This window comes from Tenacibaculum sp. SG-28, assembly GCF_002954385.1.
Classification (GTDB): Bacteria; Bacteroidota; Bacteroidia; order Flavobacteriales; family Flavobacteriaceae; genus Polaribacter.
The window spans coordinates 776,362-800,339 of the sequence record NZ_MQVY01000001.1; the positions used below are offsets into that span (position 1 = coordinate 776,362).

Consider the following 23,978-nt stretch of genomic DNA (forward strand, 5'->3'; position numbering starts at 1 on the left):
TTATGCCGATTTTTGATAAAAAAAAGAGATTGCAGTATTTGGGTTTTGATGATTTTTGGTTTTCTGTCCTAGGAATTATTTTACTTAGTACCATAACGAACTATCTTTTTAATGCTCCAGAGAAAAGAGCTTCGATTACTTTGGTTTTTATTGGATGGTTTGCGGCTTTTAGTAATACCATGTGCTATTGGTTAGGTACTCGATTGATATTGATAGAACTGCGAAAAAAATATCCTGATTTTAAAGATGATGTAATTCGTATTTTTCTTTTGCTTCTTTGCATTGTTGTAGTTACTCCTGTGATTGATATGGTCATGGGAAACTTCCTCGCCTGGGTATTTCGTCTTTTTGGATATACCTCTTCCTACAATTTTATACTAAAGATTATCATACCTGTTTTTTTAATTGTTGTGATGATGATGGCTATTTACGAAGCGATGTACTTTTATGCGAGGTTAAAAAAGTCTATTAGAGAAGAAGAACAGTTAAAACGAGTAATGGTGCAAGCACAGTTGGATACCCTCAGAAACCAAGCAAGACCACATTTTTTATTTAATAGTTTGAACACGCTTCGGGATATCATCGATCAAGAGGATAAAGAAGAGGCTAAAGTTTTTGTAGATAAATTATCCGATGTATACCGTTTTATTTTAGAGTCAGGAAGTTCCAATTTAATACCCTTAGAAAAGGAAATTCAATTTGTTCGTTCCTATGTGCATATTCAACTCGAACGATTCGGTACAAATCTTATAATACAATGGGAGATTTCACAGGATATACTTCAATACCAAATAGTACCAATGAGTTTGCAGTTATTAGTTGAAAATGCTATTAAGCACAACGTGGTTTCTAAAGCAAAACCCCTTGTAGTAGTTATAAAAACTGGTAATAAAACTCTCTTTGTTGGCAATCGAATTCAAGCGAAATCCACTAAAACACCATCTACTAAAATTGGTCTAAAAAATATCAAAGAGCGCTATGCCTTAATCACCAGAGAACCAGTTACCATTTCCACTAAAGATTCTTATTTTTCGGTAGAATTACCTCTTTTAAAAACAATGACTTAATTATGATGCAAATACTCATCATCGAAGACGAGCCTCGAGCAGCCCGACAACTAAAAAATCTTCTTACTAAAAATAGTTTGCCGCATACTGTATTGGATGTTATAGATACCGTAGAAGATGCGGTTCTATGGTTTAAACAAAATACAGTACCGGATTTAGTCTTTATGGACATCCAGCTAGCAGATGGACTAAGTTTTGAAATTTTTGAAAAAATAGAGGTAACCGCTCCTATCATTTTCACTACAGCTTTTGACCAGTATGCCATTCAGGCCTTCAAAGTAAATAGTATCGATTATTTATTAAAGCCAATTCAACAAAAAGACTTAGATTTTGCAATACAAAAGTTTTCAAAATCTAAAATGGTAACTAATGCACCAGAACCATCGCTAATTAAAGAGCTTTTAAGCAGCATACAAACACCAAAAAAAAGGAGTGGTATTTTAGTTAAAGAAGGCAGTGGATTTATTCAAATTAGGGTTTCTGAAATTCTTTATGCCTATTCTGAATCTAGTATTACATTTGGAGTAACCGCTACAAATAGGTACATTATTGAAGAAACTATGGATCACTTTTTTGATTCTTTAGATGCATCAAATTTTTTTAGAATTAACAGAGGACAAATTATTTCTAAATTTGCAATTCAAAAAGTAGAACCTTATTTCAACCATCGCGTGAAGCTAGTAGTTACGAATCCAAGGGATCAAGAGTTTGTGGTTAGCAGGCAAAAAACTAGTGCTTTTAAAAATTGGTTAAACGCGTAGCTGTTATTGCGACGGTTCAACAATAGAAAACAACACTTCAAGAGAAAGCTTTCTTTTACAAAGACTAATTATCTCACTTTTGTGGTATACTAAACCAATATATCATGAAAAAAATAATCTTTATTGTAGTACTATTTGTAATAAATTTTCTAGTTGCTCAGCAAAAAAACACAGTCCTAGAATGGCAAGAGGATCTTCGGCACATGCAACAAACTATCAACGACAATTATGCATTTCTTTTTGTTAAAACAACCAAAGAACTATTTAATACAGAGGTTGAAAAACTTCATAAAGCGATTCCTAACTTACAACAACATGAAATTATTGTTGGCATCTCAAAGTTGCTAGCTTTATTTGAATACGGACATACCAATTTAAGTTATAATCAACAATCGTTTCAGTTTGCTCAGTTTCCATTTAACCTGTATGAATTTAACGATGGAATATATATTCAGGGAACCAAAACAAACTATGCAAAAGCTCTGGGTGGCAGGGTTTTAGCAGTGGAGGGAAAACCCATAGCAGAGGTTTTAGACGCTATCAAACCAACAGTGGAAATGGAAAACGAACAGTTCTTCAAAGCGTATGGAATAAATAATATTCGATATCCAGAAATTCTTCATACTCAAAAAATAACTGCTTCGCTTCAGGATGAAATAACCATTACCCTTGAGAAAGAAGGAGAAATTTTCAACCAATCTTTTGCTGTTATGCCCAAAGGAAATCGTGTACCTACACATCGTGGTTTTGTTGCGCAAAGTAATAATTGGCTAGATGCAAGAGACCAAAGAGCTACACCTTTATACCTTCAAAATTTAGATAAAATATACAGTGCGACCTATCTCGAAAAAGATAATACAATGTATGTAAGACATAGCAGAATTAAAGATGAAGAAGGCGAAAGAACTAAAGATTTTTATGCTAGAGTATTTCGAGATATTGCAACAAAAAATATAGATAAATTAATAATAGACCTTCGTTTGAATGGAGGGGGTAATAATTACTTAAACAAAGATGTAATTAAGTCTATTGTAAAAGCAGATAAAATAAATAAAGTAGGTAAATTATTTGTTATTATTGGGAAGCGTACGTATTCTGCTTGTCAAAATTTAGTAAATGAAATAGACAATTATACGAATGCTATTTTTGTTGGAGAGCCTACAGCCGAAAATGTAAATTTTTGGGGAGATAATCGTCCTGTTGTACTACCAAATACAGGAATTACACTTTCCTTATCATACCTATGGTGGCAAGATAAACCAGCTCTTGAAAATGCACCGTGGACAGCACCTAGTATTCCTGTAACCATGAGTTTTAAAGAGTATGCAAGTAATCAAGACCCTGTACTTAAGGCGGCTTTATCTTTTAAGGAAAAGGATTTTAAACCCAGGCCTCAAGAGTATATCGTAAGTTTATTTTTATCAGGGCAACATGAAAAATTAGCAGAGGAACTTCCAAAGATGCTTCAAGATCCCTTATACGCATTCTATGATTTTGAAACGGGTTTGTGTGGATTGGGAAATATATTACTTCAAAGTGACAGGACACCACAAATACAAGCTGCAATACAAATATATACAATGGTTTTACAGATGTTTCCTAACTCTGCTTTGGCATACCAATCACTTGGGGAGGCTTATCTGAAGGTCGGAAACAGGCCACTTGCCAAAAAAATGTTACACCAAGTATGCACTATAGATGGCAATGGTGAATTCGGGACAACTGCAAAAGAACTATTGGAAAGCTTGAGGAATTAGTTGTAATACAACAAAAGCACTTATACCATACTTTAATTTATCTATGATAAGTTAAAGTATGTTTGTTGTGTCAGATTTTAATTACGATCTAAGGAATACAATCTGTTATAATATTGTTGATTTTTTTAGTGCTATTTAATCGCATAAAAAATTTGTTTAAATAATTGTTTGCATTTTTTAATTTGAAAATACTAATTATGACTTTTAAAAAATTCTAAAGAAGTTTTATTTTTGTATAAATAATTAATCCAACCCAAACAGTTTGTTAGAAAATAGATCTCAATTACCGGAAGAACAATTTATCCATACAGACTATTTTATATTCTGTTTAGAAGGACTTCTAGATATAGAGAAAAGCGAGCGCACCCAAACCCAACACAAGTTGGAAGAGCTAACTATGCAATATGGAATTGCTAGTATTCATAAAACTTGCGATTCCATTGAAAGTTTAGAAGCTAGTCTGAATACATTAGTTTTAGAGGACCATCACTTTAAAAACTATGAAATTATCTATTTCGTGATGGATGGAGAAGCAAATAGTATTTGCTTAAACGATTATTATTACAGTTTGCAAGAGATCGCCGAGATTTTCGAGGGAATGTTGAATAATAAAATATTACATTTTTCAAACACCAAAATTCTTGATTTAGACCAAGAAGAAGCACAATATTTTCTCGATATTACCGGTGCAAAAGGAATTTCTGGGTATGGTAATCGAAGTAATGGTACCCCTAGCATTAACCTAGATAAAGTCTTTTTTCACTTGTTTCAAAAAGATGATAATATGTTAAACGTAGTCGAAAAATTGCACCAAAAACATTACAAAATGTGTAAGCTTTTAGATTTTCGATTATACTATTAAAACTTTTAAATTTATCTATAAGCCTGAAATCTTTACTGAATACGCTTTGTTTTTAAAGCAGTAGCCTTTGATATTGTTGCAATAATTTATCCAAATATTTCTCTTGCTAAAACCAATTCTGTGCTTTCATAGATAATGCATGCGATAGCTCTTAAACTTTATTTAAAAATGTTAAAAATTGAAGTAAACTTTTAATTAACTAGTTTAAAAATGCATTTAGCCGTATTTTTATAAAATGATAAGACAATTAAATAAAGGTTTACGGTTTCAAAAATTCGAAGAAAAAAAACGCCCTCCATTCGATAAACTTTTTGATGTTTTTAAGGAATTATTAACCTATACATCTGGTGATTTCGATGAAGCTTTTTCCTGGTTAGAACAATTAGATAAAGAATACAATTTAACTACACCAGAGTATACTCTTGATGATTTTCTTGAAGATTTAAAAAATAAAGGATACCTGCGTGAGGAGTTTAAAGATGGGAAAGGTAGTGGAGAAGGGAAGATGAAAATTACGTCTAAAACAGAGCAAGCAATTCGGCAAAATGCGTTAAATCAAATTTTTGGAAAATTAAAAAAGCGCGGGCATGGAAATCATAAAACCAAAACTATCGGTAGGGGAGACGAACATACTGGAGATTTCAGGAATTTTAATTTTGGAGATTCTTTAGATCGAATTTCCATGACCGAAAGTATAAAAAACGCACAAATCAACAGCGGTATTGGTAACTTTTCGATTACCGAAAAAGATCTGGTAGTAGAAGAGACTAATTTTAAAGCACAAATGAGTACAGTACTATGATAGACATTAGTCATAGCATGATTTTGTATGGTGAAGATAGAATAACACCAGCGAAAAAGGTAGCCATGGCATTAGCAGAGCTTATTCGAACCCGTTACCCGAAAGACACCATGGATATTTTAGTTTTTGGTAACGACGCCTGGATGATTTCTGTAAAAGATTTACCGTATTTAAAAGTGGGGCCTTATCATACGAATACTGTTGCTGGACTACAACTTGCTTTAGATATGTTGCGAAGAAAACGCAATACGAACAAGCAAATTTTTATGATTACCGATGGTAAGCCAAGTTGCTTGCGATTATCGGACGGATCCTACTATAAAAATAGTAATGGTTTGGATAAATACATCGTTGAAAAATGCTATAACATGGCTGCGCAAGCTAAGAAGCTGCATATTCCAATTACTACTTTTATGATTGCGAAAGATCCTTACTTAATGCAATTCGTGCAGCAATTTACAAAAGCAAATCAAGGAAAGGCCTTTTATACGGGCCTAAAAGGCTTGGGTGAAATGATTTTTGAAGATTACGAGCAGAATAGAAAAAAAAGAATTCGAAGATTTTAATACGACTAAAAACACAATTAATATATATTGTCCTTTCTAGGATATTTTATTTTACACTACAATATGAATCATCAGGAAATAAATACATTAGGAGAACTAAAGGCAGCAGGCTATCAATCTCTGTCTATAAAAGATGAATTAAGAAAAAATCTTATTAAAAAATTACAACAACAAGAGACTGTATTTGAAGGCGTTTGGGGCTATGAAGATTCTGTAATTCCAGAATTAGAGACCGCTATTTTATCAAAACATAATATCAATCTTTTGGGTTTAAGAGGTCAAGCAAAAACCAAGTTAGCACGATTAATGGTTTCCTTGTTAGACGAATACATTCCTATAGTCGCAGGGTCTGAAATCAACGATGATCCATTAGTTCCAATATCGAGATATGCAAGAGAATTAATTAGTGCTCAAAAAGATAGTACCCCTATTGCATGGGTACATAGAGAAGAACGTTTTTTTGAAAAACTGGCAACTCCCGATGTGACTGTTGCCGATTTAATCGGAGATGTAGATCCTATTAAAGCAATGAATTTAAAATTGAATTATGCCGATGATCGTGTCATTCACTTTGGAATGATTCCAAGAGCCAATCGCTGTATTTTTGTTATCAATGAAATTCCAGATTTACAAGCCCGAATTCAGGTTTCTCTCTTTAATATATTACAAGAAGGAGATGTACAAATTAGAGGTTTTAAATTGCGTTTGCCATTAGACATACAGTTTGTTTTTACCGCCAACCCTGAAGATTACACAAATAGAGGTAGTATTGTAACACCTTTGAAAGATCGAATTGGGTCACAGATTTTAACCCACTACCCAAAATCTATAGCTATTGCAAAAAAAATCACGCACAAGAAGCCATATTTTTACAAGAACAAAAAGATAAAATACACGTGCCAGAATTGGCCAGAGATATCATTGAGCAATTGGTTTTTGAAGCTAGAAAAAGCGAGTATATCGACATTAAAAGTGGCGTAAGTGCAGGATGAGTATTGCTATTTTTGAAAACCTTTTGAGTACAGCAGAACGAAGGGCGCTATTAAATGAAGAAAGCAATACCTCTGTTCGCTTACTCGATTTTTAGGATGCATCCCTGCGATTACAGGAAAAATAGAATTGGTCTATGAAGGAGAGCAGGAGGGAGCAGATGTTGTAGCGCAATTATTATTAAATAATGCCATAAAAACAGTATTTAACACCTTATTTCCAGAGATTAAAAAATTGAAAAAAGAAGGAGAAGCAACCCCTTATGATGCCATTGCTGCGTGGTTTACTAGTAAGGAAGCTTTGGAACTTCTAGATGATATGGACGATGTTTATTTTAGAGAACAATTAAATACCATAAACCCACTTCATGCTTTGATTCTGAAATACCAACCAGACGTTTTGGAAGCGGATGTGCCATTTTTGAAAGAATTTGTTTTATGGGCATTGTCCGAATACAAAATTTTAAACAAAGAACGTTTTACAACCGGATTTCAATTTAACGATCCATTAGCAAATTACATCCGAGGTTTATAAGCTGTATTGTAGCTGCCATATTATAAAAAAAGGGTTGCATAGCAACGCTTTTTGATTTGGAGCATGCTTCGAGTATTCTATAATCTTAAAAAATAAGGAGAGATATTATAATTATTTATTTTCTTGATATTTAATACATCCTTGTGAGGAATTAGACAATTATATTACTTGCTTAAAATCTTATTTAACTAAAAATGGCTACCAGACATTTTCTCAATGTCCAATAATAAAAATTTATTAGATGGAGCCTTTAATTGTTAACAGAATTATATGGTTATTGTGTTGAAAACTAAGAACATTGGTATACAATTCTGGAGGAAAATGTACTGTTTTATAAAAAGTTAGATACTCAACAACGTTACATTTCAAAAAGAGAATCCAATCTTTTTTAAATAGTGTTGAAATTGTTGCAGTAGAATTTATAGAACACCTTAATCAAACAAAATCAAATTTTTTTACGATACAGAATTCTACTCTTAATTATTTTAGCATGGTTTGATTATGAAAAAAGTAAATTAAAAGAACTTGAAGTTCAAAATTCAATTCTCGTAAAATCTAATTCTATGTAGATTAATCATAGATATTCAATTCCTTTCAAAAATAAAAACCTTACATTATAAAATGTACTATAATTAATATTATGTTAAATAGAATATTAAAAGAATAAAACTCTTGCGATTGTATTCTAATACTCTGACCCTGCTTTTTCATTTATACTTTAATTTAAGATGGCTAAAAGTTGTAACAAAGCATTGTTGGCATGTAATGCTGTACGATGTTCGATATCGATATACCCAAAATTAATATCTGAAATACGAATCTTTTTTATCATGTCCATGTTTTGCGGTGAATATTTCGCTAAGAGTTTTATAAAATCAATATCTTCTTTTGTCAATATTCGTACCATAGTATCCGGGAGTTTTTCTTCCCGCGTACTTAAAATTAAATCGCGTATAATCTCATCTGAAAAATATCTTTTACCGGAAGCAATATTTTCTATAGCTACTTGTATGTCTGTCATACACTTTAACAGTATAAACCCCATGCATCCAAGTTGGATCGCTTTCTTTATGTAAGCAGCGGTATTGTGTTCACTAACTAGGATTACTTTTTGGTTTAGCCTTTTTTTGTGCAAATAGTTTAGTATTTCAATACCATTAAAATCAAGTAGATCGTCGTTTATCACTACAATATCATCGGCTCGGGTTTTCTCTATCCAGTGTAAAAAGGAAACCCCGTCATGAAATACTTTCTTAATGCCTATATCTACTGTATTTAACAGCATATTATACCCTTCTATGAGCATTTTATTGTTTTCTACTAATACTATTTTTAAATCCTTCATGTATGAAAGTTAAGATATAATCGAAAATACTTTTAGCTTTTTTTGATAAGGGGCTATTTTATATCGATGATGCTAAATTTTACAATGTTTAAAGTTTCTGTTTTACTGATGTATCGAATTTTTACTACGGTGTAATATTTTCTAATAGGTCCTTTTTTTAGTGGTATTTATACCCACGGCGCGCATAACAGCACGATCTCCATAACGATCTCGCATTTTATCCATTGCTTGGTATAAATTGATAATTTTTGCATTGTCTTCAAACAAATCAATTTGATATCCTCCTGCTACCAAATGACTAAATTTGACGCCGACTAATCGTACTAAAAGTCTTCTTTTGTAGAGTTTTTTGTACAATTCTTTTACCAAAGGTATTATTTTATGATCTGCAGAACTATAAGGAATACGTTTTTGCAAGGTATAGGTTTGAAAATCAGAATATCGAATCTTAAAGGTAATACAGGCTGTTAATTTATTACTTTTTCGCAGTTGGTAAATTAACTTCTCTGTCATGCTTACAATAATGCTCTCTAATTTTTGTACATTGGTAGTGTCTTTGTGGAAAGTACGTTCTGAAGACATCGATTTTCGTTCTTGGTACTGTACCACTGGGCTTTGGTCGATTCCATTTGCTTTTTTCCAGATAGCAATACCATTTTTGCCAAACACTCTAGCCATCATATCCATAGGCATTTCTTGTACTGTTTGTATTTTTTTAATGCCTAAATCGCATAATGCTCTGTAGGTTACTTCTCCTACCATCGGAATTTTTTTTACCGATAACGGCGATAAAAATGGCTTTTCGGTGCCTTGTATTACTCGAATTTCATTATTGGGCTTTGCCTCTCCTGTAGCTATTTTAGACACTGTTTTGTTCACCGACAATCCAAAAGAAATGGGCAGCCCGGTTTCTTTTATAATGCGCTGTCGCAGTTCTGTTGCCAACTGATGGCAACCAAAAAACGATCCATTCCCGTTAAATCAATATAAAATTCATCGATGGAGGTTTTCTCATACAAAGGAACACTTTCCTGAATTACCTCGGTAACAGCCTCGGAATATTTAGTGTAAATTCCAGAGTTTCCTCGTAATACTATTGCTTCTGGGCACAATTGCTTCGCCATACGCATTGGCATAGCAGAATGTACCCCAAAAGTTCGGGCTTCATAACTGCAAGATGCCACCACTCCCCTGTCTGATGTACCGCCTATCAGTACAGGCTTTCCTACTAGTCTACTATCCATTAATCGTTCACAAGAAACAAAAAATGTATCCAAATCCATATGTACTATTGCTCGTTCGCTCATATTGCTTTTTTGGGTCGGTGTCGTTGTGCTTTTCTACTTGCTGTGTAGCGCGGATCTTCTATAATTGCTAAACGCTCCATACGTATAATTTCTAGGGTAATACAATCAAATTCTTCTACTACTTTTCCGTGTAAAGCATAAATACCTTTTCCTCGAAATGGAAAACGTTTGGCTATTTTTGGAAAATGTACGGTATCTAAAAAATCTCCTGAACGATCTAAAAAAGTAGCAAAAAACATCCGGTCACCTTTAGAAGTTCTTGTTTTTTTAATGGTTACCAAATATCCCTCTATAGTAATTACTTTACCTTTATATTGCTGCATGTTTTTAGCGGTGTACGGATGAAATCTTTGTGTAACTAACAAATCAAAAGGACTACATAACGGATAGCCTAATAATTCTATTTGATCAAAAGCATCTTCCAATACAGAAGTATTTAAGGTAGGTGTTTTGTAGCTTACAGAAGGGGTACTAAACAAACTAGGTGTATTCGGTATTGCTATCGAAACTTTACTGATTTTCATGTGTGCCTCCCACAACAAGACTCTTTTATCCCGTTTGGTAAAAGCAAAAGCATTGATTTTAATAAGGATAGAAAGTTGTTCTATCGAAATTGCTACTCTAGTAATAAAGTCATCTAAACTGACAAATTTCCCGTGTAATTTACGTTCTTGGAGTAACTTTTGAATGGTATTGGTTTCCAAAGCATGTAAAAACATAAAGCCGATGTAAATTTTAGTTCCGTAAATAACGGTTTCTCTGTAACTTTTATTAATACAAGGCGCCTTAATAATACCACCGTGCCTTCTCGCTTCGTGTACGTAAATTTCTGTTCGGTAAAATCCGCCAAAATTATTGATGGTAGCTACCATATATTCTAGTGGATAATACGCTTTCAAAAATAAACTTTGGTAACTCTCTACCGCATAAGAAGCAGAATGTCCTTTGGCGAATGCATAGCCTGCAAAACTTTCAATTTGCTTCCATACTTCTTCTGTTAAGGCTATCGATTTTCCGGAGGCTTTACAATTTTGATAGAATTTATCCTTTACTTTTAAAAATTCCTCTCTCGAACGAAACTTTCCCGACATACCACGACGTAGCATATCGGATTCTCCTAAAGTTAACCCTCCAAAATAATGCGCCACCTTAATCACATCTTCTTGGTATACCATTACCCCATAGGTTTCCGGCATAATTTGTAACATTACCGGATGCGCTTCTTTTCTTTTTTCAGGATAACGAAATCGCAATATGAATTCTCGCATCATCCCAGAACTGGAAACACCAGGTCTAATTACCGAACTTGCTGCTACCAAATCTAAATACGCTTCTACTTGCAATTTTTTAAGTAGCATACGCATAGCAGGAGACTCGACATAGAAACATCCAATTGCTTTGGCATTTTTTAATAAGTGTTTAATACGCTCATCTTGTTTGAAACGCTGTATGTCATGAATATCTAGAGTTGTTACCTCCGGACGATTGTATCTAATTACTGCAACGGCATCTTTAATTTTCCCTAATCCTCGTTGGCTTAAAATATCAAATTTATACAATCCGACATCTTCAGCAACTACCATGTCAAATTGGGTTGTGGCGTATCCTTTAGGAGGGATAAAAGTAGCGGTATAGGAATGAATAGGCGCTTCAGAAATTAAAATACCCCCTGCATGTACTCCTAAGTAATTAGGGAATCCTTCGATATACCGACTGTAAATAATTACCAATTGGGAAAGCTTATCTAGGGTTGCATAGTTATACTGTTGCAAAGAAGTTTGTCTATTTCCGATTTTGGTAAACCAAATACTTTTCCTAGTTCACGAATGGCTGCTCTGTATTTAAAAGTATTGTATACGGTTATTAACGCAGTATGTTTAAAATGTGAAAAAATATATCGCGTTACATCATCGCGATCTTTCCAAGAAAAATCAATATCAAAGTCAGGAGGATTTTGTCTATACATATTAATGAATCGCTCAAAATATAAATCAAGTTCTATAGGGTCTACATCGGTAATGCGCAGTAAATAAGCAACAATACTATTAGCGCCACTTCCCCGCCCTACATAGAAATATCCCTTCGATCTTGCATACTTCAAAATTTTCCAATTAATTAAAAAATAGGATACAAAACTTTTCTCTTGGATCATTTTTAATTCTTTTTCAATGCGATCCAGAATTTCTTTCGTTTGCTTTGCATAGCGATATGCTAATCCTGTATAGGTTAATTTTCGTAACAGTCGGTAATCTAATTGTGCATTGCCGGTATAGAACTTTTTATTTTTAGAACTATTCTTCGAAAAATCAAATGCAACAGTACACTTTTTTAACAAGTGTTCTGTATTTTTAATAATTTCAGGAAAAGCAACAAAAGCTTCTTTTAGGGTCTTTGGATTTACCAAACAGTCTGTAATACTTCCCTGTTCGGATTCTGGAAGCTTACTCAATAGCATATTATTAGCAATAGCACGAAGTAAGCGATGTGTATTGAAACCCTTTTTATCAGCAAAAGAAATGCTTTGCAAAATTACCATTTTATCCGTGTGATGTTTCCATGGTGAAAATGGTAATTTGGTCAAATCCTCTTTGCGAATACCAATATATTCGTGCTCCGCCAATGGAAAACCTATCCCCTTTGTAAAAGGATAAATTACATACGTATTTGGCAATACTTTAGCCCGTTCAGATTTTAAAACGAGGGTGCTCTAGAAACGAAGACAGGTACGAATTAATATGTTGGAAACCTTGGTTATTTTTCGCAAGCATGACGAATTCTTGCTGTACGCCATTTCTAAAATCAACGCCTACTACAGTTTTTATATCATATGCCGAAGCCAAACGAATACTATCTATGCACGCTGATGTAGTATTAATATCGGTGATTGCTAAAGCTTTAATTTGAAGCTTCTTAGCAAGATCCAACAAGCGTTTCGGAGCAATAGTTCCGTATCGTAAGCTGTAATAAGTATGGGTATTTAAAAACATTTATGCAAAATTAACTACAATATGTAGTATTCATTGCTTATATTTGTAGTATTATGAATTATATTGCCAAAAACATAAGACACTTACGAAAGTTAAAAGGACATACACAAGAGCAATTAGCGGAAGAATTAACCATGACACGCTCTAAGATTGGCTCTTATGAAGAAGGGCGTTCAGACCCCCCTATTGATATGCTAATTCAATTTTCAACTTATTTCAACCTGCCTATCGATGTGTTGGTTAAAAATGATTTAAGCTATGCTACCGATACTTCCTTTATAGAGATTGGTAACCAACGGGTTCTATTTCCTATTACGGTAGATCCAGACAATACCGATTTAATTGAGGTTGTTCCTGTAAAATCATCTGCAGGCTATTTGTTGGGCTATGACGATCCGGAGTATATTGAACAATTAGAAAAAATAAAATTACCATTTTTACCAACCGGAAAACACCGCGCTTTTCCTATTAAAGGAGACTCGATGCTACCGATGAAAGACGGATCGTATGTCGTAGCAAAGTACGTAGAAAATTTACGAGATGTAAGAAGTGGTATTTCTTATATTGTAGTAACGGCTAACGACGGAATGACGTACAAAAGAGTATACGATAAAATAGAGGAACGAAATGCATTGTTGTTGGTTCCAGACAATAAAAATTACCAATCCTATCATGTTCCAATTACAGAAATTTTAGAATTATGGGAGTTTACCTGTAGTATCAATACACAAGAATACGACGAAAGAGATTTAAAAATTAGTAGTATTGCTTTAATGCTGAATCAATTAGGCGTTGAATTGAAAGCCTTAGAAAAAATGATGTAAGAAAAAATGAAATACGCAATTGTTGATATAGAAACTAATGGAGGTATTAAAATTACCGAAATAAGTATTTTACTTTACGATGGAGAGAAAATCATAGATGAATTCACTACACTAATTAATCCCGAATCGAACATCCCACAATTTATTACTAATTTAACGGGTATTACTGCTACGATGCTAGTAGATGCGCCCAAGTTTTATGAGGTTGCAAAGCGCGTGTATGAAATCACAGAAGATGCTGTATTTGTTGCGCATAATGTAAATTTTGATTATGGTATTATTAGTAAAGAGTTTAAAGCACTTGGTTTAAATTTTCGCAGAAAAAAGTTGTGTACAGTTCGCCTTTCCAGAAAATTATTACCCCATAAAAAATCGTATAGTTTGGGAAATTTATGTGCTTCGGAAGGCATTCCGTTGAACGACAGGCACAGGGCCAAGGGAGATGCAGATGCTACGGTTATTTTATTCGAAAGACTACTGCAATTAGATCGAGAGAATGCTTCCGGGGTATTTGCATCTTTTTTAAATGCCCGTTCTAGGCAAGCGACTTTACCACCACTTCTACCCAAGAAAGTTTTTGATAATTTATCGGAAAAAACTGGAGTGTATTATTTTAAAAATGAAGCAAAAGAAATTATCTACGTTGGAAAGGCGAATAACATCAAACAACGCGTACTGAGTCATTTTTACGATAAAAAGAAAAGGGAGGTTAGCATGTGTTTAGAAACTGCTGATATCACTTATAAAGAAACCGGAAGTGAGTTACTAGCTCTGTTATTTGAATCTTCAGAAATTAAAAGAAACTATCCAAAATACAACAGAGCGCAAAGAAGAACCAAAGAAAGTATTGCGCTGTTTAGCTACGAAGATAGAAACGGAATTACACACTTAGCGTGGAATAACGTGAAATTGGTAGCGAACCCTTTGGCAAAGTTTTATACTATTTCAGAAGTTAGAAATTTCGTAGAGAAACTGTGCGAAAACTTCGAGCTGTGTCCTAAATATTGTCACTTACAAACTAATGTGAGTAGCTGTTTCCATTACCAACTTAAAAAATGTAAGGGTATTTGCAGAGAAAAGGAAACAATTTCTGCGTATAATGCAAGAGTAAAACAAGCAATTGATTCTGTTCGATTTACCACCGATAACTTTATCGTAAAGCAACCAGGATTAACTGCAAATGAATTTGGATATGCCTTGTGTTAAACGGATTTTATAGAGGTTTTGGCTATATAAAGCAAAGTACTAAGGCATTAACAGCCTCCGATTATTTAGCAGCAATAACTCCGCAAAAAGATACCAGAGACATACACCGTATTCTAAAAAGTTACCTCAGAAAAAATATCGAAACCATGGTTAAACTACCTGCTTTTCATGAGCATGGTACATTATTTTAAGATTCGAGTAACACGGAGGGTAATAGCGCAATGGTATTTTGAAGTACAGGGTTTCTATTTTCTTTACTCCAAATTGCAGATAAAGCAGTTCGTTGCGCTACATTTATAAGTGGAATAAATTGCACATCTTCTTGGTATTTTGAGGTTAAGGATTTAGGAACTATAGATACTCCTAATCCACTGGCAACCAGTTTGTAAATAGAGTCTGCATGAATGGTATTGTGAGATACTATTGGAGAGAAACCAGCATCGTCAAAAATTTGCAATACTTTTTCATAATAAGAAACACTATACTTTGGATCAAACAATATGAAAGAAGCATCTTTAAACGCTTGTAAACTCGTGAAATTTTCTGAATTAATATGATGAACCTTAGGAAGTACCAAGCAAAAAGGTTCTATTAATAATGTTTTAACGTGAAAACTTCTCGGGACTCTTTCCATTCGCACAAAACCAATATCAATATCGTTAGTTAGTAGGCTTTCCATTTGTCGCTTATTATCCATTTCATGCAATCCGAAAGATATATTCGGATACTGCGTTTTCATTTTTATCAACAATTCCGGGATGATTCGCTGCATTGCGGATCCGACGTATCCGAAAGTTAAATTTCCATCTTTACCGGCATCAATCAATTTAGCGTGCTCAAAGATCGCTCCCAAGCTGTTGAGGTTTTTGGTAATTTCACTTTGTAAATATTTCCCAGCCTCCGTTAGTACTACACTCCTATTGTGACGATCAAACAGGGTAACGCCAATTCCCGCTTCCAACTGCTTAATTTGTCTGCTCAAACCTGGTTGCGAGATAAATAGTTTTTCTGCGGCCTTTCTAAAATGTAATTCCTCCGCTACTGCAAGAAAGTATTTCAAATGACGATATTCTAATTGATAACTCATAGTTATTAATTTGTGCTTGTATTGGTCTTGTTAAGCATCAAAAATAGTAATAAATTTGTTAGTATTAAGAAGATACCCATGTTTACATACGGAATAGATACATTAACAGTGGCTAAAGTAATTGCCATAGCAAACAATTCTTTACAAGCCAAACTGAACACAGAGGCTATACATAAGATTAACACCTGTAGAGCAAATGTAGAGCAAATGGCCGCCTCTAAAAAGGCAGTTTATGGAATTAATACTGGTTTTGGGCCTTTATGCGATACCCAAATTTCTCCAGAAGAAACTAATTTATTACAAAAAAACTTACTTATTACGCATGCAGTTGGTGTTGGAGAGCCTATTGATAAGTCGTTGTCGAAAATTATGTTAATTACGAAAGTTCATGCACTTTCTCAAGGATATTCCGGGATTCGGCTGCAAGTAATAGAACGTATTCAATATTTTATCGAAAATGATATCATACCGGTTGTACCTGAACAAGGATCGGTCGGAGCCTCGGGTGATTTGGCACCGCTTTCGCATCTGTTTTTACCGTTATTTGGTGAAGGGGAATTTTGGGTTGGAGATACCATAGTTCCGGCTGCTGATGTACTAAAGCATCACGAGCTAAGCCCTATAGAATTGAGTGCCAAAGAAGGATTGGCGCTTATCAATGGCACACAGTTTATTTTAGCACATGCCATTAAAGGTTTGCACAAAATGGAATATTTACTCGATTTAGCGGATCTTTCAGGCGCAATGAGTTTGGAAGGTTTTCAGGGAAGTGCTTCTCCTTTTAAAGAGGCGTTGCACAAAATACGACCATTTGCAGGGAATGTTACAGTTGCTGCTAGAATACGAATGTTTTTAAAAGGTTCTAGTAATTTAAATTCGCATAACGATTGTAAAAGAGTACAAGACCCTTATTCTATGCGATGTATACCACAAGTACATGGCGCCTCTCGAAATGCCTATTTACATTTGAAAGAACTTGCTGAAATAGAAATGAATTCGGTTACCGATAACCCAATAATTCTCAATGAAACAGAGGCTATTTCTGGAGGTAATTTTCACGGACAACCCTTGGCTATGGCACTAGATTATGCTTCTATTGCCGCTTCTGAATTAGGAAATATAGCAGATAGAAGATGTTATTTATTACTAGAAGGTCAATATGGTTTGCCTAGATTACTCACTGAAGCAGGTGGCTTGAATTCTGGTTTTATGATTCCGCAATATACCACTGCAGCTTTAGTAACTGAAAATAAATCGTTGTGCTTCCCTCCTTCTGCCGATAGTGTTCCCACTTCAATGGGACAAGAAGACCACGTTTCTATGGGAAGTATATCTGGTAGAAAGTTTAACCAAATATTAGGTAATTTGGAAAAAATATTTGCCATCGAATTTATGTATGCCGCACAAGCAATGGAGTTTAGAAGACCCAATACATTTTCTCCGATTTTGGAGGAAAATTTTGCGATTATTCGAAGTAAAGTTCCAAAGTTAGAAGAAGACAGAATGTTGAAGGATGATATTTATGCCTTAATAGAACTAGTAAAAGAAAAAGCATTTAAAGTAGCGTAATGATGACATTTAAAGAATTAATACAACAAGGAATCCCGAAGGTACTTCCTCCAAAAAGAAACTACCCAAAGGGAGTTAATAGAGCACCAAAGCGAAAAGATAGTTTATCTGCGGAAGAAAAAAAATTAGCCTTGCGCAATGCGCTTCGGTATTTTCCAAAAGCTTGGCACCAAGAGTTGGCAGTTGAATTTGCAGAAGAATTAGCCAAATATGGACGTATCTATATGTATCGTTTCAAACCAACCTATGCCATACATGCCAGAGCTATAAAAGAGTATCCTGCTGTGTCTAAACAGGCTGCTGCGGTAATGCTTATGATTCAGAATAACTTAGATCCTGCTGTTGCACAGCATCCAGAAGAATTAATTACTTATGGCGGAAATGGCGCTGTATTTCAAAATTGGGCACAGTATTTACTAACCATGCAATACTTGTCTAAAATGACAAACGAACAAACTTTACACATGTATTCGGGACATCCTATGGGTTTATTTCCTTCTTCTGAAGAGGCACCCAGAGTAGTCGTTACTAATGGTATGATGATTCCTAATTATTCAACTCCAGACGACTGGGAAAAGTTCAATGCGCTTGGCGTTACCCAATATGGGCAAATGACAGCTGGTTCCTACATGTATATAGGTCCGCAAGGAATCGTGCATGGTACAACCATTACTGTAATGAATGCCTTTCGTAAAATTTTAACAAAGGGTGATACCCCAAAAGGAAAAATATTTCTTACGGCAGGTTTAGGAGGAATGAGTGGTGCCCAACCCAAAGCAGGAAATATTGCAGGTTGTATCACCATTGCGGCCGAAGTAAACGAAAAAGCTGCACGAAAACGACACGAACAAGGATGGGTGGATGTTTTGGTAGATACGATGGATGATTTATTAAAACGTGTACTAAAAGCACAAGCTGAAAAAGAAGTTATTTCTATAGCTTATATTGGTAATATTGTAGAGGTATGGGAACGCTTTGAGGAAGAAAATATATTTATTCATGTAGGTTCTGATCAAACTTCACTGCATATTCCCTGGACCGGTGGTTACTATCCAGTAGGGATATCCTATGAAGAATCCAATCGCTTGCTACGCGAGGAACCTGAGGCATTTCAGGAAGAAGTTCAAAAAAGCTTACGACGTCATGCTGCAGCAATCAATAAACATGCAGCAAAGGGAACCTATTTCTTTGATTATGGCAATGCCTTTTTACTAGAAAGTTCAAGAGCTGGTGCAGAGGTTATGGCTGCAAATGGAATTGACTTTAAATATCCCTCTTATGTGCAAGACATACTTGGACCCATGTGCTTTGATTACGGCTTTGGTCCTTTTCGTTGGGTTTGTGCTTCCGGTAATCCTGCCGATTTAGACACCACGGATGAAATTGCTGCAACAGTATTGCAAGAAATCATGGAAAATTCTCCGGAAGAGATACAACTGCAAATGCAAGATAATATTACTTGGATACAAGATGCTAAGAAAAATAAAATGGTGGTTGGTTCGCAAGCCCGAATTCTATACGCCGATGCCGAAGGAAGAGCCAAAATCGCAGAAGCCTTCAACAAGGCCATAGCAGCAGGAAAAATTGGTCCAGTTATTCTAGGTAGAGATCATCATGATGTTAGTGGAACAGATTCCCCCTACCGAGAAACTTCTAATATTTACGACGGCAGTAAATTTACAGCAGATATGGCAATACATAACGTTATTGGTGATAGTTTTAGAGGCGCTACGTGGGTCTCTATTCACAATGGTGGTGGCGTAGGCTGGGGAGAGGTTATGAATGGTGGTTTTGGAATGCTATTAGATGGCTCTAGAGAAGCCTCTACTCGGTTAAAAAATATGTTGTTTTATGATGTGAATAATGGCATTGCAAGACGAAGTTGGGCGAGAAATGAAGAAGCTCTATTTGCGATACGCAGAGAAATGGAACGTACTCCTAGCCTAGAAGTAACTATTGCTAACTTGGTAGACGATGGGATACTGAAAGATATTTTTTAACCTGGCTTTATAAACGCATACCATTTTCACACTACTGATAATGGTATGCGTGTTTTAAAAAAATAAACACCATAAAACACAATATATTTCGAATCTTTTTTTACCATTTTACGGAGTTAAAGTACTGACTTTAAATAAAATAATTCTTAATAAGAAGTTTAGCTTACATCGTTTGTATGCCTTCCTTCTTTTACATATTTTTGCACCATGGAGAAATTAAAGCAACGTTGGGGGATAAATACGAATTGGGATGTAATTGCTATACTTATTGTATTTGCTATTAATGGTTCTTTTGCGGCTTGGGTCGCAAAACCAATTACCGCAAGTTTAGGTTTTACACCAGATGTTATCTCTCCTTGGTTTTATTGGCCGTTGCGTTTTCTATTGATTTTTCCCGTGTATCAAATAACTCTACCAGTCGTTGGATGGTTGTTCGGACAATTCTCTTTCTTTTGGAACTTTGAAAAAAAAGTTTTTGAAGCGTCTTGGATTTGGTTTTTTGTTTAAAAAATCAAACTAAAAGTTTTTATCATACGAAATCTTCCCGGATAACTTTATGTATTGGAATTGGTAAATCTACACCCTCTTTAACAAAGCGTTTGTGTACCGCTTCTTTAAAGGCACATTTGGTCTTGAATTCTTTGAATGGCTCATTTATCCACAAATACGCTCGTATGTGTATGTGATCTGGATGCACATCAATAACTCTAACATCTACTTGATTTATATCCGCTAAAATTTGCTCTGGCGTTCTGTAATCGATGGTATTTGGCTGTTTTAGAGCTTCTTCTTGAATAATCTTTCTCGCTAAATCGATATCTGCACGTATCCCTATTTTAAAATTATTAAAGCTAAGGATTTGTGAATCTTCAATGGTATGGTTTAATATAGAATCTGTACTGATTACAGAATTTGGGATAATTAAACGCTTGTTTTCAAAATTATTAATAACAGTATGTCGAAGATTTATATCTTCTACAATACCCAATCTTGTGTCGTCCAGCTTGATATAGTCTCCAACGCGAAATGGCCTAAAGAATACAATAAAAGCACCTGCTATTAAATTTGATAAAGCAGCTTGCGCTGCAAAACCAATGATGGCGGCTATAAGTCCGGCTCCAGAAAATATTAAAGTTGCTTTACTTCTAAAAAGAGGTACTGTCATTATCACAAAAATAATGGCGAAAATACCCATAAAAAATTCACCGAATTTCTAAGGAATTGAATACTAGTTCTGCCGTACTTGTCTTCCTTTCGGAATTTTATTAATAGAACGATTAAATAACGTATAATTCGTGACAATAACCATGTTATAATGCCGACAGTAATGAGATATGCGATAATCCCAAAAAAAGATTCTAAATTAAATAAATTGGATAATTTCAAATTCTCCATAGTATACTCGTATCATCGTAAAATAGTATTGCATTAAAACAAAGCAGTCTGACTAGCATCATCGTCTTTGCTTTTGTGTTTTTTTTGCAAGGCTTTCTCTAGTGCTTTTTTGGTTTTATTTGCTTTCGATTCTTCAAAACTTTTATTCACTTTCGTCTCTATATCTAACGGTAACAAATTATCCTTCACCTCTTCTTCTTCATTGACCTCTATATCCTCAACAATTGCTGCTTTTGGCATCTCATATGGCAAAGAATCTAATGATTTTATCGATCGAATTTTTTCTGTTGTCAATTGATTTCCTTGCGCTTTTATTCCTTTAACAGCTATAAACTCTTCAAAGTTAACCTTTAAATTTTCCAAACTTCGCTTGGAAAAATTAACTTCTACCACAGGCCTGTAATCGGTCACCATTATTTCTAACTTTGATTTTTCATGTTCTGAAATAAAAAGTTCTTCTTTATCAGCAGTCTCTATTAGGAATCGCTTTACGTAATATCGTTCTTTGTTTCCATCAAAATAAATTGCAGAGATAGGTTTGTTAGGATCCCATTTTTCTAGGATGAGCAAATCGTTTTCGAAATGCATGCTCAAGTCGGGTATTACCGCTTTTATTTTTCCACTTTGTACCGCGATTAAAATTCTGTCTTCTGCTCTAAATTCACCTAATAGCTCTCCTCTACCATCTACATTTAATCGTTTTACAGTATTATCATACCAAATCTTCCTAGGTTTAAGTGTAGAAACTCCAGCAGATTTAAACTCAATCTTTTTAATTGCGTATTTGGTAACTTGATTTCCTCGAGCACTTCTACTTTTAATGGCTAAGTCTGCAAAATCAATATCCCATTTTAATTTTTTTATACTACCAACAGCTCTAAGTAAAATGGTAATTACTTCCGCCTCACCATTTGGATTTGCCGAAAAATATAACACCTTGGAACCTTTGCTTCCATTCGTTAAATCGTACTCTTTATCTCTAGTAATGCTCGTAACGTTAAAACGTTTCATATAGCTAGGACCTCTAGTTCCGTCTTTGTATACCATGTTGTATACGGTACGCTTGTCTTTCTTTTTAAAGATAGCAATGTGCATAATGCCTTTACCGACAAAGGTTTTGGATGCTACTTTGGTAACAATCATAGTACCATTATCGCGAAATACAATAATATCATCTATATCTGCGCAATCGGTAACATATTCGTCTTTTTTCAAAGAAGTACCGATGAATCCTTCTTCTTTATTGACGTATAGCTTTGCGTTACGCATAACCACTTTTGTAGCAACAATATCATCAAAGGTAGCTATTTCTGTTTTGCGCTCTTTTCCTTTTCCATATTTTGATTTCAATTGTTTAAAGTAGTCTATTGCATAATCGATTAAATTAGCTAAATGGTGTTTCACCTCCGCAATCTTTTCCTCTAAAGCTTCAATGAACTGTTTTGCTTTATCAATATCAAATTTGGATATTTTCTTTATTCGGATTTCCGTTAATTTGAGAATGTCTTCCTCTGTGACTACTCGTTTTAGATGCTTTGTGTGTGGTTGTAATCCAGTAGCAATGGCATCAATAACTCCTTCCCAGGTCTCTACCTCCTCAATATCACGATAAATTCTATTCTCAATAAAGATTCGTTCTAAAGAAGCAAAATGCCACTGTTCTTCTAATTCATGTAGTTGTATTTCCAACTCTTTCTTTAACAGTGAAACAGTAAAATCTGTTGATTTTTTTAATACCTCGTTTACACCGATGAAAACTGGTTTATTCTCCTCAATAATACAACATAGCGGTGATATAGAATTTTCACAATTCGTAAAAGCATATAATGCATCTATCGTTTTATCGGGAGAAACATTGGGTGGTAAATGCACCAAAATTTCAACATTTGCTGCAGTATTATCTTCAATTCGCTTAATTTTTATTTTTCCTTTATCGTTTGCTTTAAGAATGCTATCGATAAGAGAAGTTGTAGTAGTACCAAATGGAATTTCGGAAATGACAAGCGTTTTTTTATCTAGTTGCGAAATTTTAGCTCTAACCCTTACTTTTCCACCTCTTTTTCCATCGTTGTAATTAGAAAAATCTGCGGTACCTCCGGTTAAAAAGTCAGGAACTATGGTAAAACTTCTTCCCTTTAGGTATTTTACGGAGGCATCTATCAATTCGTTAAAGTTATGCGGTAGGATTTTAGTAGATAAACCTACAGCAATTCCCTCCGCTCCTTGGGCTAAAAGTAAGGGAAACTTAACAGGTAGATTTACTGGCTCTTTCTTTCTTCCATCATAAGAAGCTTGCCATTCGGTGGTTTTTGGATTGAATACAATTTCTAAGGCTAATTTAGATAAACGAGCTTCTATATATCTGGAGGCAGCAGCTCGATCTCCAGTTAGTATATTACCCCAGTTTCCTTGCATGTCAATGAGCAATTCTTTTTGCCCCATTTGCACCATTGCATCTGCAATAGAAGCATCTCCATGAGGATGGTATTGCATGGTGTGCCCTACAATATTGGCTACTTTGTTATACCGTCCATCATCCAGATCTTTCATGGAGTGCATGATTCGCCTTTGTACTGGTTTAAAACCGTCTTCAATGGAAGGAACAGCACGTTCTAAAATTACATAGGAAGCATAATCTAAAAACCACTCTTTGTACATTCCTGTTACTTTGGTAATGGTTTCCGTACTTTCTATTGGAACATTTAAATCCTCCTCATGTTCGTAATTAGTATTCTCTTCACTCATACAGTGATTCCTTTATTTCTTAGATTTATTTTTCACGAATTGTATCGTCACTAAAACAAAAAATGAGCTTAGTATTCCTAAATAAGAAGCTACATTATTTTTATACGTTAAATCCGAATAGTCTATTTGCACCAACCAAAATACCAATATTAGTGCGAATATATAAGATAACAC

Annotated in this window: 17 protein-coding genes and 3 pseudogenes; 12 read left to right on the plus strand and 8 right to left on the minus strand. The window is 34.6% G+C overall.

The window, feature by feature from the left end:
* Positions 1-2 precede the first annotated feature (2 nt).
* From BSU00_RS03385 to BSU00_RS03410, 6 genes and pseudogenes are all read left to right on the plus strand, one after another.
* On the plus strand, positions 3-1,067 hold the full coding sequence (locus tag BSU00_RS03385) for a sensor histidine kinase (protein WP_105003118.1): 1,065 nt from the start codon (positions 3-5) through the stop codon (positions 1,065-1,067).
* Positions 1,068-1,069: 2 nt separating this feature from the next.
* On the plus strand, positions 1,070-1,828 hold the full coding sequence (locus tag BSU00_RS03390; RefSeq protein ID WP_233188572.1) for a LytTR family DNA-binding domain-containing protein: 759 nt from the start codon (positions 1,070-1,072) through the stop codon (positions 1,826-1,828).
* A gap of 104 nt (positions 1,829-1,932) precedes the next feature.
* A complete protein-coding gene (locus tag BSU00_RS03395; protein WP_105003119.1) occupies positions 1,933-3,585 on the plus strand; it encodes a S41 family peptidase in 1,653 nt (550 codons plus the stop codon).
* A gap of 262 nt (positions 3,586-3,847) precedes the next feature.
* Positions 3,848-4,447, plus strand: a complete 600-nt coding sequence (locus BSU00_RS03400; RefSeq protein ID WP_105003120.1) for a DUF6642 family protein — start codon at positions 3,848-3,850, stop codon at positions 4,445-4,447.
* Between the two features lie 235 nt (positions 4,448-4,682).
* Positions 4,683-5,815 (plus strand): annotated as a pseudogene (locus tag BSU00_RS03405) (VWA domain-containing protein).
* Between the two features lie 63 nt (positions 5,816-5,878).
* Positions 5,879-7,339: pseudogene (locus BSU00_RS03410) on the plus strand (AAA family ATPase).
* A 718-nt stretch (positions 7,340-8,057) separates the two neighbouring features.
* On the opposite strand, the gene BSU00_RS03415 reads toward BSU00_RS03410, so the two are convergent.
* From BSU00_RS03415 to BSU00_RS13875, 5 genes and pseudogenes are all read right to left on the minus strand, one after another.
* Positions 8,058-8,684 (minus strand): response regulator, encoded by a 627-nt coding sequence (locus BSU00_RS03415; protein ID WP_105003121.1) that lies wholly within the window; start codon positions 8,682-8,684, stop codon positions 8,058-8,060.
* Between the two features lie 141 nt (positions 8,685-8,825).
* Positions 8,826-9,991, minus strand: a pseudogene (gene dinB, locus BSU00_RS03420) (DNA polymerase IV).
* Positions 9,988-11,763 carry a hypothetical protein gene (locus BSU00_RS13865; RefSeq protein ID WP_369820247.1) on the minus strand — a complete coding sequence of 592 codons (1,776 nt, stop codon included), beginning with the start codon at positions 11,761-11,763 and terminating at the stop codon, positions 9,988-9,990. Before BSU00_RS13865 ends, dinB begins: the two are co-directional and overlap by 4 nt.
* Positions 11,736-12,662 carry a hypothetical protein gene (locus tag BSU00_RS13870; protein ID WP_369820248.1) on the minus strand — a complete coding sequence of 309 codons (927 nt, stop codon included), beginning with the start codon at positions 12,660-12,662 and terminating at the stop codon, positions 11,736-11,738. The genes BSU00_RS13865 and BSU00_RS13870 overlap by 28 nt, the downstream gene beginning before the upstream one ends.
* 13 nt (positions 12,663-12,675) lie before the next feature.
* On the minus strand, positions 12,676-12,978 hold the full coding sequence (locus BSU00_RS13875) for a PHP domain-containing protein (RefSeq protein WP_369820249.1): 303 nt from the start codon (positions 12,976-12,978) through the stop codon (positions 12,676-12,678).
* A 53-nt stretch (positions 12,979-13,031) separates the two neighbouring features.
* Here BSU00_RS13875 and BSU00_RS03430 point away from each other — a divergent pair, with 53 nt between their 5' ends.
* From BSU00_RS03430 to BSU00_RS13155, 3 genes are read left to right on the plus strand one after another with little or no spacing between them, the layout of a single operon-like run.
* Positions 13,032-13,802 (plus strand): LexA family transcriptional regulator, encoded by a 771-nt coding sequence (locus tag BSU00_RS03430; protein ID WP_105003122.1) that lies wholly within the window; start codon positions 13,032-13,034, stop codon positions 13,800-13,802.
* A 6-nt stretch (positions 13,803-13,808) separates the two neighbouring features.
* Positions 13,809-15,008 carry an exonuclease domain-containing protein gene (locus BSU00_RS03435; RefSeq protein WP_233188573.1) on the plus strand — a complete coding sequence of 400 codons (1,200 nt, stop codon included), beginning with the start codon at positions 13,809-13,811 and terminating at the stop codon, positions 15,006-15,008.
* Positions 15,002-15,199, plus strand: a complete 198-nt coding sequence (locus BSU00_RS13155; protein WP_233188574.1) for a hypothetical protein — start codon at positions 15,002-15,004, stop codon at positions 15,197-15,199. The genes BSU00_RS03435 and BSU00_RS13155 overlap by 7 nt, the downstream gene beginning before the upstream one ends.
* Here the strand turns inward: BSU00_RS13155 and BSU00_RS03440 are convergent.
* Entirely contained in the window at positions 15,196-16,095 is a 900-nt protein-coding gene (locus BSU00_RS03440; RefSeq protein ID WP_105003123.1) for a LysR family transcriptional regulator, read from the minus strand. The two genes, BSU00_RS13155 and BSU00_RS03440, sit on opposite strands and share 4 nt — an antisense overlap.
* A gap of 78 nt (positions 16,096-16,173) precedes the next feature.
* On the opposite strand from BSU00_RS03440, the gene hutH reads away from it, so the two are divergent.
* From hutH to BSU00_RS03455, 3 genes are all read left to right on the plus strand, one after another.
* Positions 16,174-17,664 (plus strand): histidine ammonia-lyase, encoded by a 1,491-nt coding sequence (gene hutH, locus BSU00_RS03445; protein ID WP_105003124.1) that lies wholly within the window; start codon positions 16,174-16,176, stop codon positions 17,662-17,664.
* Positions 17,665-17,666: 2 nt separating this feature from the next.
* Positions 17,667-19,664, plus strand: coding sequence for a urocanate hydratase (locus tag BSU00_RS03450; protein ID WP_105003125.1), 1,998 nt, complete (start codon positions 17,667-17,669; stop codon positions 19,662-19,664).
* 207 nt (positions 19,665-19,871) lie between these two features.
* Entirely contained in the window at positions 19,872-20,171 is a 300-nt protein-coding gene (locus BSU00_RS03455) for a DUF6787 family protein (RefSeq protein WP_233188575.1), read from the plus strand.
* A gap of 22 nt (positions 20,172-20,193) precedes the next feature.
* Here BSU00_RS03455 and BSU00_RS03460 read toward each other — a convergent pair whose 3' ends face one another.
* Positions 20,194-20,829, minus strand: coding sequence for a mechanosensitive ion channel family protein (locus BSU00_RS03460; protein ID WP_233188576.1), 636 nt, complete (start codon positions 20,827-20,829; stop codon positions 20,194-20,196).
* Positions 20,830-21,092: 263 nt separating this feature from the next.
* Positions 21,093-23,804, minus strand: a complete 2,712-nt coding sequence (locus BSU00_RS03465; RefSeq protein ID WP_105003127.1) for a DNA gyrase/topoisomerase IV subunit A — start codon at positions 23,802-23,804, stop codon at positions 21,093-21,095.
* Positions 23,805-23,978 lie beyond the last annotated feature (174 nt).